The sequence below is a fragment of the Pseudomonas sp. Choline-02u-1 genome (assembly GCF_002836515.1).
In the GTDB taxonomy this organism is placed as follows: domain Bacteria; phylum Pseudomonadota; class Gammaproteobacteria; order Pseudomonadales; family Pseudomonadaceae; genus Aquipseudomonas.
The window spans coordinates 54,317-68,180 of sequence record NZ_PJBC01000065.1; the positions used below are offsets into that span (position 1 = coordinate 54,317).

General features: G+C 59.5%; 9 protein-coding genes and 1 tRNA gene. All 10 read left to right on the forward strand.

Annotated features, from left to right (window positions below):
• The first annotated feature begins 48 nt into the window (after positions 1 to 48).
• The 10 genes from rpoD to pqqB all read left to right on the forward strand — a co-directional run bounded on the left by rpoD (position 49) and on the right by pqqB (position 13,733).
• Positions 49 to 1,896, forward strand: coding sequence for an RNA polymerase sigma factor RpoD (gene rpoD / locus CXF97_RS21775; protein WP_039757703.1), 1,848 nt, complete (start codon positions 49 to 51; stop codon positions 1,894 to 1,896).
• 125 nt (positions 1,897 to 2,021) lie between these two features.
• Entirely contained in the window at positions 2,022 to 5,768 is a 3,747-nt protein-coding gene (locus tag CXF97_RS21780) for a bifunctional diguanylate cyclase/phosphodiesterase (RefSeq protein WP_101160903.1), read from the forward strand.
• A 15-nt stretch (positions 5,769 to 5,783) separates the two neighbouring features.
• A tRNA-Ile gene (locus CXF97_RS21785) sits at positions 5,784 to 5,860 on the forward strand.
• Positions 5,861 to 6,005: 145 nt separating this feature from the next.
• Positions 6,006 to 6,737, forward strand: a complete 732-nt coding sequence (locus CXF97_RS21790) for a hypothetical protein (protein ID WP_101160906.1) — start codon at positions 6,006 to 6,008, stop codon at positions 6,735 to 6,737.
• A gap of 159 nt (positions 6,738 to 6,896) precedes the next feature.
• Entirely contained in the window at positions 6,897 to 7,358 is a 462-nt protein-coding gene (locus CXF97_RS21795; RefSeq protein ID WP_101160908.1) for an Lrp/AsnC family transcriptional regulator, read from the forward strand.
• A gap of 214 nt (positions 7,359 to 7,572) precedes the next feature.
• On the forward strand, positions 7,573 to 9,255 hold the full coding sequence (locus CXF97_RS21800) for an NAD(P)/FAD-dependent oxidoreductase (protein WP_101160911.1): 1,683 nt from the start codon (positions 7,573 to 7,575) through the stop codon (positions 9,253 to 9,255).
• Positions 9,256 to 9,267: 12 nt separating this feature from the next.
• Entirely contained in the window at positions 9,268 to 10,062 is a 795-nt protein-coding gene (locus CXF97_RS21805) for a carbon-nitrogen hydrolase family protein (protein WP_101160914.1), read from the forward strand.
• A gap of 38 nt (positions 10,063 to 10,100) precedes the next feature.
• Positions 10,101 to 12,509 (forward strand): pyrroloquinoline quinone biosynthesis protein PqqF, encoded by a 2,409-nt coding sequence (pqqF, locus tag CXF97_RS21810; RefSeq protein ID WP_101160917.1) that lies wholly within the window; start codon positions 10,101 to 10,103, stop codon positions 12,507 to 12,509.
• A gap of 156 nt (positions 12,510 to 12,665) precedes the next feature.
• The gene (gene pqqA / locus CXF97_RS21815; RefSeq protein ID WP_003444522.1) at positions 12,666 to 12,740 is read left to right on the forward strand and encodes a pyrroloquinoline quinone precursor peptide PqqA; all 75 of its coding nucleotides are present in this window, start codon (positions 12,666 to 12,668) and stop codon (positions 12,738 to 12,740) included.
• Positions 12,741 to 12,821: 81 nt separating this feature from the next.
• On the forward strand, positions 12,822 to 13,733 hold the full coding sequence (pqqB, locus tag CXF97_RS21820) for a pyrroloquinoline quinone biosynthesis protein PqqB (RefSeq protein WP_101160920.1): 912 nt from the start codon (positions 12,822 to 12,824) through the stop codon (positions 13,731 to 13,733).
• The last annotated feature ends 131 nt before the right edge of the window (positions 13,734 to 13,864 follow it).

A 13,864-nucleotide genomic window follows, 5' to 3' on the forward strand; every position in this document is an offset into this window, starting at 1 on the left:
TCCTCGGCTTGTTTTTTGCCCGCCAAGACCTTCAGTGGATAGGGTGTTATGTCCGGAAAAGCGCAACAGCAGTCTCGTATTATTGAGTTGATCAAACTGGGTCGTGAGCAGAAGTATCTGACTTACGCCGAGGTCAACGACCACCTGCCCGAGGATATTTCAGATCCGGAGCAGGTGGAAGACATCATCCGCATGATTAACGACATGGGGATCCCCGTACACGAGAGTGCTCCGGATGCGGACGCCCTTATGTTGGCCGACGCCGATACCGACGAGGCCGCTGCGGAAGAAGCAGCCGCTGCGTTGGCGGCGGTGGAGACCGATATCGGTCGCACCACTGACCCGGTGCGCATGTACATGCGTGAAATGGGTACGGTCGAGCTTCTGACCCGTGAAGGCGAAATCGAAATCGCCAAGCGGATCGAAGAAGGCATTCGTGAAGTGATGAGCGCAATCGCGCACTTCCCTGGCACGGTTGACCACATTCTCTCCGAGTACACCCGCGTCACCACCGAAGGTGGTCGCCTGTCCGACGTCCTGAGCGGTTATATCGACCCGGACGACGGCATCGCGCCGCCTGCGGCAGAAGTGCCGCCGCCGGTCGATCCGAAAGCCGTCAAGGCCGACGACGATACCGACGACGATGAAGCCGAATCTTCCGATGACGAAGAAGAAGCCGAAAGCGGTCCGGACCCGGTCATTGCTGCGCAGCGCTTCGGCGCCGTGGCCGACCAGATGGAAATCACCCGCAAGGCGCTGAAAAAGCACGGTCGTCACAACAAGGCAGCGGTTGCCGAGTTGCTCGCTCTGGCCGAGCTGTTCATGCCGATCAAACTGGTGCCGAAGCAATTCGAAGCCCTGGTCGAGCGTGTGCGCAGTGCCCTGGATCGTCTGCGTCAGCAAGAGCGCGCGATCATGCAACTGTGCGTACGTGATGCACGTATGCCGCGTGCCGATTTCCTGCGTCAGTTCCCTGGCAATGAAGTCGACGAAAGCTGGTCCGACGCTCTGGCCAAAGGCAAGAGCAAGTACGCCGAAGCCATCGGTCGCGTACAGCCGGACATCATCCGTTGCCAGCAGAAGCTGATCGCGCTGGAAACCGAAACCGGTCTGACCATCGCAGAAATCAAGGACATCAACCGTCGCATGTCGATCGGTGAGGCCAAGGCCCGCCGCGCGAAGAAAGAGATGGTTGAAGCCAACCTGCGTCTGGTGATCTCGATCGCCAAGAAGTACACCAACCGCGGCCTGCAATTCCTCGATCTGATCCAGGAAGGCAACATCGGCCTGATGAAAGCGGTGGACAAGTTCGAATACCGTCGCGGCTACAAGTTCTCGACTTATGCCACCTGGTGGATCCGTCAGGCGATCACTCGCTCGATCGCCGACCAGGCCCGCACCATCCGTATTCCGGTGCACATGATCGAGACGATCAACAAGCTCAACCGTATTTCCCGGCAGATGTTGCAGGAAATGGGTCGCGAACCGACCCCGGAAGAGCTGGGCGAACGCATGGAAATGCCTGAGGACAAGATCCGCAAGGTACTGAAGATCGCCAAAGAGCCGATCTCCATGGAAACCCCGATCGGTGATGACGAAGACTCCCATCTGGGCGACTTCATCGAAGACTCGACCATGCAGTCGCCAATCGATGTCGCCACAGTGGAAAGCCTGAAGGAAGCGACTCGCGAAGTACTGTCCGGCCTCACTGCCCGTGAAGCCAAGGTACTGCGCATGCGTTTCGGTATCGACATGAACACCGACCATACGCTCGAAGAGGTCGGCAAACAGTTTGACGTAACGCGTGAGCGGATCCGTCAGATCGAAGCCAAGGCGCTGCGCAAGCTGCGCCACCCGACGCGAAGCGAGCATCTGCGCTCCTTCCTCGACGAGTGACACCAGAACCCCCGGCCCAGGCCGGGGGTTTTGTTTTATGGCAGATTAAATTCCCCGCTCCCCCCTCCCCGCCGCATACCCCGTCTACACTCGAAACAATCCCCCCCAGCCCTGACGAGAGCGTTATGCCCAGACTGGCGCCCGTGCTTTTTCTGCTGTCATTGATGATCTGCACCGCCACGGCTGACGCGCTGACTCTCACCGATGAAGAACGCAGCTGGCTGGCGGCTCACCCTGACTTGCGCCTGGGTGTCGATGCATCGTGGCCGCCGTTCGAATTTCGGGATGATCAGAACCGTTATCAAGGGTTGGCAGCCGACTATATCGACGTGATCCGTCAACGCCTGGCGATCAAACTCACGCCCATCGAACCAGTGAGCTGGACGGTAGTGCTGGAGCAGGTGAAGAAGGGCAAGATCGATTTGCTGCCGGGAATCATGTCGACGCCGGAGCGCCAGAACTATCTGTCATTCACCCGGCCGTACCTCGACTTCCCGATCGTCATCCTCGCCCATGTCGGTGGCGCCCAACCGCGCAAACTTGACGACTTGTACGGGCTGAAAATCGCTGTGGTGGAAAACTACGCCCCCCACGAACTGCTGCGCACTCACCACCCCGATCTGAATCTGGTCGCCATGCCCAATGTCAGTTCAGCGCTGCAAGCGCTGGCGACCGATGAAGTGGACGCGGTAGTCGGCGATCTGGCTTCCAGCGTCTGGAGCCTGCGCCAGCTCAAGCTCGACGGCCTCTACGTCAGCGGCGAAACGCCGTATCGTTATCAACTGGCGATGGCTGTGCCCCGCGACAACAAAGTGCTCGTCGGGATTCTCGATAAAGTCCTCGCCGACATGACGCCAGCGGAAATCAGCAGCATCCAGGAACATTGGGTGGGTAATGTGCTCGACCACCGTACCTTCTGGTCGGACCTGCTGATGTACGGGCTGCCCGGCCTGTTGCTGCTGATGACAATCCTGGCCGTGGTAATCCGCATCAATCGCCGCCTGAGCTCTGAAATCACCCGGCGCATCGACCTTGAGCAGGAATTGCGCAGCAGCGAATATCACTACCGCGGCCTGGTGGAGAGCTTGTCGGCCATCGCCTGGGAAGCGCGTATGAGCGACTTCACCTACAGCTATGTTTCGCCGCACGCTGAGGATTTGCTCGGTTATCCCCAGGCTCATTGGCTGATCCCGGGCTTCTGGCACAACATCATTCACCCCGCCGACCTGACCCGCACGCAGAACTACTGCAAGGAAGCGCTGCGCCAGGGCCGCGACCATATCGTTGACTATCGCGTGATCACCGCCGACGGCCGCTGCCTGTGGGTGCGCGATATCGTCAGCCTGATTGAGCATGGCCACGAGCCAGTGATGCGCGGGTTGATGATCGACATCAGCGAAATCAAGCGCACCGAAGAGGCGCTGCGCCTGTCGGAGCAGAAATTCGCTTCGGTGTTCGAGCAATGCCCGGACATTCTGGTGATCGCACGCCTGTCCGACGGCTGCCTGCTGGAGGTCAACGAGGCCTTCGAAGAGCAGATCGGCCTACGGGCCGAGGACGTGATCGGCCAAACTGCCACCAATCTCAATATCTGGGGCATTCCCGGCGTCGGGCCGGGCCTCTTGCAGCGTTTGCAGGCTGGCAGCATCCGCAATCTGGAAATGCCCTTTCGCCGCAATAACGGCCAAGTGTTCACCGGGCTGATTTCCGCCGAGCCCTTCGACCTCGACACCACCCCGGCGCTGGTGGTTGTAGTGCGCGACATCAGCCAGCTCAAGGAAACGCAACAGCAACTGCAAACCTCGGAGGAGAAGTTTGCCAAGGCTTTCCATGCATCACCGGATGGCTTGCTGCTGTCGCGCCAGAGCGACGGGCTGCTGTTGGAGGTCAACGAAGGCTTCAGTCGCATCACCGGCTTCAACAGCGCCATGTCAGTAGATCGCTCGACGCTGGATCTGGGGATCTGGGTCAACCTCAATGAACGCAAACAGATGCTCGACCTGCTGCAACGCGACGGTTTTGTCCGCGACTTCACTTGTCATATCCGTCGCAGCGATGGGCAGATCCGCCTGTGCGAGGTCTCCAGTCGCCCACTGCCGATCGGCGACGAAGACTGCATGCTGACCATCGCCCGCGACATCACCGAACGCCATCTCATGCAGGAAAAACTGCAACAGGCTGCGACCGTTTTCGAGAGCACCGCCGAAGGCGTGTTGATCACCGATACCCAACAACACATCAGCGCGGTCAATCGCGCCTTCACTGAAATTACCGGCTACAGCGAAAGCGAAGCGCTGGGCCACACGCCACGGCTATTGGCGTCGGGGCTGCATGACAGCGCTTTCTATGCGGCGATGTGGCACCAGCTGACCGATGAAGGCCACTGGCAAGGCGAGATTTCCAACCGGCGCAAGAATGGCGAGCTGTACCCCAGCTGGCTGACCATCAGCGCCGTGCGCAATCGTGACAAATTCATCACCCACTTCGTCGCGGTGTTCGCCGATATTTCCAGCCTCAAGCACGCCCAGGCCAAGCTCGATTACCAGGCTCACCACGACCCGCTCACCGGCTTGCCGAACCGCACATTATTCGAAAGCCGTTTGCAAATGGCCCTCACCAGCCAACAGGAAAATGGCGGCCAGGGCGCCGTGCTGTTTCTCGACCTCGATCGCTTCAAACACATCAACGACAGCCTCGGCCACCCGGTCGGCGACCTGTTGCTCAAGGGCATCGCCGTGCGCCTGAAGGAACAGTTACGGGATATCGATACCGTTGCGCGGTTAGGTGGCGACGAATTCATCCTTCTGCTGCCGGGTTTGCAGCAAGCCAGCGACGCCGACAACATCGCGACGAAACTGCTCAACTGCTTCGGTGCGCCTTTTCAGGCCGGCGAACACGAGTTTTTCATCAGCGCCAGTATCGGTACCAGCCTCTATCCACGCGACGGTTGCGACGTGGCCACGCTGGTAAAAAACGCCGACGCGGCGATGTACCGCTCCAAAGCCAAGGGGCGCAACCGCGTCGAAAGCTACACACGCGACCTCACCGCCCAGGCCAGTGAACGCATAGCGCTGGAACACGAACTGCGCCGCGCCATCGAGCGCGACGAACTGTTTCTCTACTACCAGCCGAAAATCAGCTTGGACGACCACCGTCTGGTCGGTGCAGAAGCTCTGATTCGCTGGCGCCACCCGACCTTCGGCGAAGTGCCACCCGAGCACTTCATCCCATTGGCCGAAGAGAACGGCATGATCCTGCAGATCGGTGACTGGGTGCTGGAAACCGCATGTCGGCAGATGTTCGAGTGGAACCGGATCTACCAACCACTCGGCCCCCTTTCGGTGAACCTCGCCGGCGCGCAACTACGCCAGCCAAATCTGCTGGTGCGCATCGAACAGCTGCTCAAGGAAAACCGCCTGCGCCCGGATTTACTGCAACTGGAAATTACCGAAAATTTCATCATGAGTCAGGCCGAGGAGGCGCTGGCGGTACTGCACCAGCTCAAACACCTCGGCGTGCAACTGGCGATCGATGACTTCGGCACCGGCTATTCCTCGCTCAGCTACCTCAAGCGCCTGCCGCTGGACATCCTCAAGATCGACCAGTCTTTCGTTCGCGGACTGCCCGACGACCCCCACGACGCGGCGATCGTGCGCGCCATCATCGCACTCGGCCGCAGCATGCAGTTCACCGTGATTGCCGAAGGCGTGGAAACCCAGGCGCAACAACAATTCCTTGCCGCGGAAGGCTGTGAACAGATCCAGGGCTACATCGTCAGTCTGCCGTTGCCACCGGACGAATTCGCCGCGACATTTCTGCATGTAACCGTATCGGATTTTTCGGATAGCACAGCCGCGAAACCGTCGCTATAATCCGCCGCCTACTGAGGGCCTATAGCTCAGTTGGTTAGAGCAGAGGACTCATAATCCTTTGGTCCACGGTTCGAGTCCGTGTGGGCCCACCAAACAAACAAAGGCTTGTGCTTGATGGCATAGGCCTTTTTTGTTTTCGTGTTTTGTGGGCCATTCAGCCGTACCCGTCACCAGGATGTGAGTGGCGCATGCGGGACATACCCGACATCAATTGCAATGGAGCAGGCAAAGAGCGTAATGGAAAAGGAACTTCCGGAAATACACATCGAAGACACCATCAAAGTTCTTGAGCACTTGAGTACCTGCAGGCCCCTGAAGGCGTCTGCGAGACGCAGCAGGCTCGAAGTGAACGCAGAGAAGTTTGCCAATTGGTGTCTCGCTCTTGGCGGTGCCGGAATGGCCGTGGCTGCCTGCATGGCCTACTGGCATACACCGCAGACTCCGCTGCCGGAACAGGCCAAATATCTGGCTCTCCTTCTAGTGTTCGCCTCGACAATATTTACTCTGCTGTCGCTGCTTACACCTATCCTGGCATTGATCCACGCGCTCTTCCGATGGGAGACCATCACCTTGAGAAGCATGATCGCCGATGTCAAACACGAGAATGCGTTAGTAGATTCACTTCAACCTCATACGGAAGTGGCGCTTCTAGATGCAAAATATTTGCTCGAACTCAGAATCAATCGAGCAGAAGCCCGAGTTGCCCTGTTTTTTGGCGAAAAAGCTGCAGCACTTGCTTTGCTGGGAACGGCCTACGTTTGCGCGGAAAAATTCGGCGGTTTGCCCTGGATCAGTCAGACCCTGTTGACCGGACCTGTGCGCGGAAACTGGGGAAATAGCGCTTTATTAATGATTATTGCTTTGGTACTCGGCCTATCCATAGGGGCGGTATTGCTCAAACATGTAAATCTCCGGTACCGCTTTCAGATCGAGCTTATCGATCGGGCATTACGCAGAATGGCCAGATAACCGACAATCCAATCGAATAAAGCAGCGCATTGCGCTGCTTTTTTGTTTCTCCTCTTCGCTCCCCAAGGTGGCAAACCATTCGATTTATCGCCCACAAGCGCCTGGCCGGTTGAGCCTGTAACATGCTCGCTCCAAGATCCGCGCCCTATGGAGCCCCCCTTGTCAGACACCCGCCCTGCTGCGCTCGACGAAATCGACCGCCAGCTGATCGCCGCGCTGCAAATCAACGCCCGCGAAAGCGTGGCCATGCTTGCCCGTCAGCTAGGCATTGCTCGCACGACGGTGACGTCGCGTCTGGCCCGGCTGGAAAAGGCCAAAGTGATCACCGGTTACGGCGTGCGCCTCGGTCAGCGTGTCGTCGATGGCGGGCTGCAAGCCTACGTCGGGATCAAGGTGCAGCCGCGCTCCGGCAAGGACGTGCTGCGGCGCTTGAGTGCGATGGCGCAGGTGCAGCAGCTGTGTGCGGTGAGTGGCGAATTTGATTATGTGGCGTGGTTGCGCACCGATTCGCCGGAGCAGCTTGATCAGTTGCTGGATCAGATTGGCAGCGTCGATGGCGTGGAGAAGACCACGACGTCGATCATTCTGAGCAGCAAGATTGATCGGGGGCAACCGGTCTGAGCATTGGCCGGGCATTCCAGTTGCGCCGCTTCGCGAGCAGGCTTGCTCTCACTTTTTGGTCGGTATGCAGCCTGCAATCGTCAGTCTGCACAACAATCAGGCAAAACGACGACACATTGCGTCTTATTAACGCGCTCCGCGCTCCCTAGAATGGCTGGCATCTTTTTCTATACTCAGACGCGAATCCTGCGTCGAGTCGCCAACAAGGTCAGCCATGAACAACAACAATCGCCATCCTGCAGACGGGAAAAAACCAGTCACCATTTTCGGTCCGGACTTTCCGTTCGCGTTTGACGACTGGATCGAGCATCCCGCAGGTCTGGGCAGCATTCCCGAGCAACACCATGGCGCTGAAGTGGCGATTGTCGGCGCGGGCATAGCCGGTCTGGTGGCTGCCTACGAATTGATGAAGCTCGGTTTGAAACCGGTGGTGTACGAGGCGTCGAAACTCGGCGGACGTCTGCGCTCGCAAGCCTTCAACGGCACCGATGCCATCGTCGCGGAGCTCGGTGGCATGCGCTTTCCGGTGTCCTCCACGGCGTTCTACCACTACGTTGACAAGCTTGGCCTCGAAACCAGACCTTTCCCCAACCCGTTGACCGGCGCTTCTGGCAGCACCGTGATCGACCTGGAAGGCGAAACCTATTACGCCGAAAGCCTGAAGGATCTTCCTGCATTGTTTCAGGAAGTCGCTGACGCGTGGGCGGATGCGCTGGAGGCCGGCTCGCAGTTTTCCGAAATCCAGCAAGCCATTCGCGAGCGGGATGTGCCGCGTCTCAAAGAATTGTGGAACAAGCTTGTGCCGCTATGGGACGACCGGACTTTTTATGACTTCGTCGCCACGTCGAAAGCCTTCGCCAAGTTGTCGTTCCAACACCGTGAAATATTCGGTCAGGTCGGTTTCGGCACCGGCGGCTGGGATTCGGACTTTCCCAATTCGATGCTGGAAATCTTCCGCGTCGTAATGACCAATTGCGACGATCACCAGCACCTGGTGGTCGGTGGCGTCGAACAGGTGCCGCAGGGCATCTGGCGCCATGTGCCGGAACGCTGCGTGCACTGGCCGGCGGGTACCAGCCTGAAATCCCTGCACCGTGGCGCGCCGCGCTCGGGCGTGAAGAAAATTGCCCACGCGCCACAGGGTCGTTTCGCCGTCACCGACAACAATGGTGACACCCGTGAATACGCCGCTGTGCTCACCACTTGCCAGAGCTGGCTGTTGACCACACAAATCGAATGCGACGAAACCCTGTTCTCGCAGAAAATGTGGATGGCCCTCGACCGCACCCGCTACATGCAGTCGTCGAAAACCTTCGTGATGGTCGACCGGCCGTTCTGGAAAGACAAGGATCCGGAAACCGGCCGCGACGTGATGAGCATGACCCTCACCGATCGCCTGACCCGTGGCACCTATCTGTTCGACAACGGTGACGACAAACCCGGTGTCATCTGCCTGTCCTACTCGTGGATGAGCGACGCGTTGAAAATGCTCCCTCATCCGGTGGAAAAACGCGTTGAACTGGCGTTGAACGCGCTGAAAAAGATTTATCCGAAAGTCGACATCGCCGCACGCATCATCGGCGACCCGATCACTGTGTCGTGGGAAGCCGATCCGTACTTCCTCGGCGCCTTCAAAGGCGCCCTGCCCGGCCATTACCGCTACAACCAGCGCATGTACGCGCACTTCATGCAGGACGAGATGCCGGCCGAGCAACGCGGTATTTTCATCGCTGGAGACGACGTGTCGTGGACACCGGCGTGGGTCGAAGGCGCGGTGCAGACTTCGCTCAATGCGGTGTGGGGCATCATGAAGCATTTCGGCGGTTCGACACATAAAGCGAACCCCGGCCCGGGTGATGTGTTCAAAGACATCGGCCCTATCGCCCTGCCCGAGTAAGAGGATTCCCCGATGCGTGTAGCCGTTTACCAATGTCCACCGCTGCCACTGGACCCCGCCGCCAACTTGCATCGCCTGCATCAGGTGGCGATGGAGGCCAAAGGCGCTGATCTGCTGGTGCTGCCGGAGATGTTCATGACCGGTTACAACATCGGCGCCGAAGCGGTCGGCACGCTGGCCGAGGTCTACAACGGCGAATGGGCGCAGCAGATCGGTCGCATCGCCAAGGCTGCTGGTCTGGCGATCGTTTACGGTTACCCGGAGCGCACCGCCGATGGGCAGATCTACAACGCCGTGCAACTGGTCGATGGCCACGGCGAGCGTCTGTGCAATTACCGCAAGTCGCATCTGTTCGGCGACCTTGACCGGTCGATGTTCAGCCCGGGCGAAGCGGAGTTGCCGTTGGTTGAACTGAACGGCTGGAAGCTCGGTTTCCTGATCTGTTATGACCTGGAGTTTCCGGAAAACGCGCGTCGTCTGGCCTTGGCCGGCGCCGAGCTGATTGTGGTGCCGACGGCAAACATGATTCCGTTCGACTTCGTCGCCGATGTCACCGTGCGCGCCCGCGCCTTCGAAAACCAGTGCTACGTGGCTTACGCCAATTACTGCGGACATGAAGGCGACATTCAATATTGCGGGCAAAGCAGCATCGCCGCGCCGGACGGCAGCCGTAGCGCCCTGGCAGGTCTGGACGAAGCGTTGATCGTCGGTGAGCTGGACCGACAACTGATGAACGATTCACGCCAGGCCAACCGCTATCTCGGCGATCGCCGGCCAGAGCTTTACGGCGCGCTCAACCGTCGCTAATCCGCTAGCATGGGCGCTTCACTGTTCTGGAAGTGCCCATGCCTGCGCCGACTCATCCTCGCCCTCACACAGAAACTCTGGCCAACGGCTTGCGCGTGACCCTGCGCCATGTGCCCGCCCTCAAGCGCAGCGCCGCCGCGTTGCGCGTGGCGGCCGGCAGCCATGACGTGCCGTTGGCATGGCCGGGGCTGGCGCATTTTCTTGAGCACTTGCTGTTTCTCGGCACCGAGCGTTTTCCCACAGATGAAGGGCTGATGGCCTACGTGCAACGTCACGGCGGACAGGTCAACGCCAGCACCCGCGAACGCACCACGGATTTTTTCTTCGAGCTGCCTGTGTCGCCTTTCAGCGCGGGGCTGGAGCGTCTGTCAGACATGCTTGCCCGGCCGCGTATGAATCTGGACGATCAACTGCGTGAACGGGAAGTATTGCAGGCGGAATTTGTCGCCTGGTCGCAGGATCCGACAGCGCAGCAGCAGTTTGCCTTGTATGACGGTTTACCCGCGCAGCACCCGCTGCGTGGATTTCATGCGGGCAATCGGGACAGCTTGCAGGTGGAGTCGCCGGGGTTTCAGTCGGCGCTGAAAGATTTCCATCAGCGCTTTTATCGAACCGGGCAAATGACCCTCAGTCTGGTCGGGCCGCACACTATCGATGAGCTTCGGGAGTTGGCGCAGCAATTGACTGCGGTGTTGCCGGTTGGGGATGAAGTTGCCCAAGTCGCCCCGCCACCGCTGACGGTAAAAAGTTATCAACAGGTCGGCGCTCACGCGAACCTGTTAATCGCTTTCGATGGCCTACCCGAGTCATCCGCAGAGGCGATGGCCTTTTTGTGCCATTGGTTGAACAGCGCAAAACCCGGTGGTTTGCTCGCACACCTGCAACAACAGAAATTGGCAGAAAGCCTGAAGGCCGCACCGATCTATCAATTCGCCGGGCAAGCACTGCTGCATCTTCAATTCCATGCCGACGGCGAGCAATTGAACGCCATTGGCGAATACCTGCTGGACTGGCTGAGTTTCTTCACCCGACAGGACTGGACGCCTTTGCGCGAGGAATACGCCGCCCTGCTTCAGCGCCAGCAGCAAGTCAGCGGGGCCTTGCAACTGGCGCGCCTCGACATCGAGCAGCAAGCATTCGGCCTGACCGAATCGGGCGCCGCCGCACTAGAGCACATCCTGAGCGAAATCGGTGTTGTGGATAACTTCAGCGATCATTGGCACCCGCCCGCCGCCAACCCGTTCCTGCACACCAGTGAACCGTTGACCAACGCCGGGCTGATTCGCGGCCAGACCAGCGCCCACCGCGGCCTGCGCACGTTCGCCCAGGATCGCTCGCGCAGCCGTCGCGAACGCTCGCCGATGCAGTTCAGCCAAGCGCTGCCGGACCACAGCGATGAAGGGGCGATTTATTTGCGCTGGCAGGTCGAGGCGGCGGCCGGCGCAGATCTGCGCTCGAGATTGCAGCGTAGTCTGCGCCAGACGCGGCAGGATGCGGCTGAAGCCGGAGTGGATCTGTCTTTCAGCGCCCCAGGTAACCAATGGCTGCTGAAAATGACCGGACTACAGGAACCGATGCCGAGCGTCCTCGAACATGCGCTGCAATGTCTGACAGCCATCGACGCCGATTCGCCGCGCGACGAGGCGCAAACACCCTCGATGCCGATCCGCCAACTACTCGAAGCTCTACCGGAAAAGTCCCTGCCCACGATTGAATCCAGCGATGACATCAAGCAGCTGTGGACCACTGCCCGCTGGGACGGCCTGGCTCTTGGCCTGAACCAGCAAACCCAATCAGCCATGGGCCTGGCGCTCAGCCGCATTCCCGGCACACCGGACAATCAACTGCCGATTGCCCCGCACGGCAACGGCGGATACCGCTGGAGCAAGATCGACACCGCTTCCAGTGAACATGCCTTGCTGCTCATCTGCCCGACCAACCACGATATCGCTGATGAAGCCGCTTGGCGCCTGCTCGCACAGTTGTGCCAGACACCTTTCTACCAGCGCCTGCGCGTCGAGCTGCAATTGGGTTACGCCGTGTTCAGCGCGCTACGTCAGTTGCATGGGACGACGGCAATGGTCTTCGGCGTGCAATCGCCGACGGCCTCGGCGGTCAAGTTGCTCGAACACATGCAAGCGTTCTTCAAGGACATTCCAGCGCTGATCGAAAAGCTCGACGACGCTAGCCTGAAGCAACAGCGCCAAAGCCTCGCCGATCAGTTCGACGACGCCACGCTGTCGGCCAGGGATGCGGCCGAATTCCTGTGGCAGGTCAAACTCGGCGGCCACTCGTCGGATTACCGTGAGCAACTTGTCACAGCCATCCGGCAGGTTGATCGCCAGGCTTTACTGGCCGCTGCGCAACGGCTGATCAATGCGGACGGCGGCCACCACTGCCTGGCCAATGAATCGGTACCGGGCGCGCCGTGGCAAGCGGCAAACTGATCGTTACCGGGGCTGCAAGGAGCTTTCTCAAAGATTCACGGGTCATTACGCTGAAATTTTGAGTAACATAGCCGCCTAACTAATTGGAACATCGTCGCGCTGCCGTGGACTATACCTATGGATAGCGCTATCCCAACCCTCAGAAGGAGACATCTCATGGCCTGGACCAAACCTGCTTACACCGACCTGCGTATCGGCTTCGAAGTCACCATGTACTTCGCCAGCCGCTGAGTTCTGCTTACGTAGAATTGCAGTGCAACGCCTCGGCTCGCCGAGGCGTTTTATTTTCCGCGTTGAAATGATGGAGCGTTCATGTTCGTCCAGATTCTGGGTTCGGCCGCCGGTGGCGGTTTTCCGCAGTGGAACTGCAACTGCGTCAACTGCGCAGGCTTTCGCGACGGCAGCCTGAATGCCAGGGCTCGCACCCAATCGTCCATCGCCATTTCCGATGACGGCGTGAACTGGGTGCTGTGCAACGCCTCGCCAGACATCCGCGCGCAACTGCAAAGCTTCGCCCCGATGCAACCGGGCCGGGCCCTGCGCGACACCGGCATCAGCGCGATCATTCTGATGGACAGCCAGATCGACCACACCACCGGCCTGCTCAGCCTGCGCGAAGGCTGCCCGCATCAGGTGTGGTGCACGGACATGGTTCACGAAGACCTGAGCACCGGTTTTCCGCTGTTCAAAATGCTCACGCACTGGAACGGCGGGCTGGACTGGAATCGCATCGAACTCGACCAGAGCTTCACCGTAGCGGCGTGCCCGAATCTGCGTTTTACACCATTGCCGTTGCGCAGCGCCGCGCCGCCGTATTCGCCGCATCGCTTCGATCCGCATCCGGGCGACAACATCGGCTTGATCGTTGAAGACCTCAACACCGGCGGCAAGCTGTTCTACGCGCCAGGGCTGGGCAAGGTCGATGCGCCGCTGCTGGAAATCATGGCGGGCAGCGATTGCCTGCTGGTCGACGGCACGCTGTGGGATGACGATGAAATGCAGCGCCGTGGCGTCGGCACCCGCACCGGTCGCGAGATGGGCCACTTGGCCCAGAACGGCCCGGGCGGCATGCTCGAAGTGCTGGAGCAGTTGCCTGAGCAGCGCAAGGTGCTTATCCACATCAACAACACCAACCCGATTCTCGACGAGGATTCGGCCGAGCGCGCAGAACTCGCGCGGCGCAATGTTGAAGTGGCGTTTGATGGCATGAGTATTGTGTTGTAGCGACCGGCCCCTTCGCGAGCAAGCCTGCTCCCACAGGAGTTTTGTGTACGCCACAGATCCAATGTGGGAGCGGGCTTGCTCGCGAAGGCGTCCGAACAGACACCCAGGATTTCAACGGTTGTTCCCCGGAG

Excerpts from the sequence above, each read along its gene's own strand:
- rpoD (WP_039757703.1), top strand. The coding sequence starts at position 49 with ATGTCCGGAAAAGCGCAACAGCAGTCTCGTATTATTGAGTTGATCAAA.
- CXF97_RS21780 (WP_101160903.1), top strand. The coding sequence starts at position 2,022 with ATGCCCAGACTGGCGCCCGTGCTTTTTCTGCTGTCATTGATGATCTGC.
- CXF97_RS21790 (WP_101160906.1), top strand. The coding sequence starts at position 6,006 with ATGGAAAAGGAACTTCCGGAAATACACATCGAAGACACCATCAAAGTT.
- CXF97_RS21800 (WP_101160911.1), top strand. The coding sequence starts at position 7,573 with ATGAACAACAACAATCGCCATCCTGCAGACGGGAAAAAACCAGTCACC.
- CXF97_RS21805 (WP_101160914.1), top strand. The coding sequence starts at position 9,268 with ATGCGTGTAGCCGTTTACCAATGTCCACCGCTGCCACTGGACCCCGCC.
- pqqF (WP_101160917.1), top strand. The coding sequence starts at position 10,101 with ATGCCTGCGCCGACTCATCCTCGCCCTCACACAGAAACTCTGGCCAAC.
- pqqB (WP_101160920.1), top strand. The coding sequence starts at position 12,822 with ATGTTCGTCCAGATTCTGGGTTCGGCCGCCGGTGGCGGTTTTCCGCAG.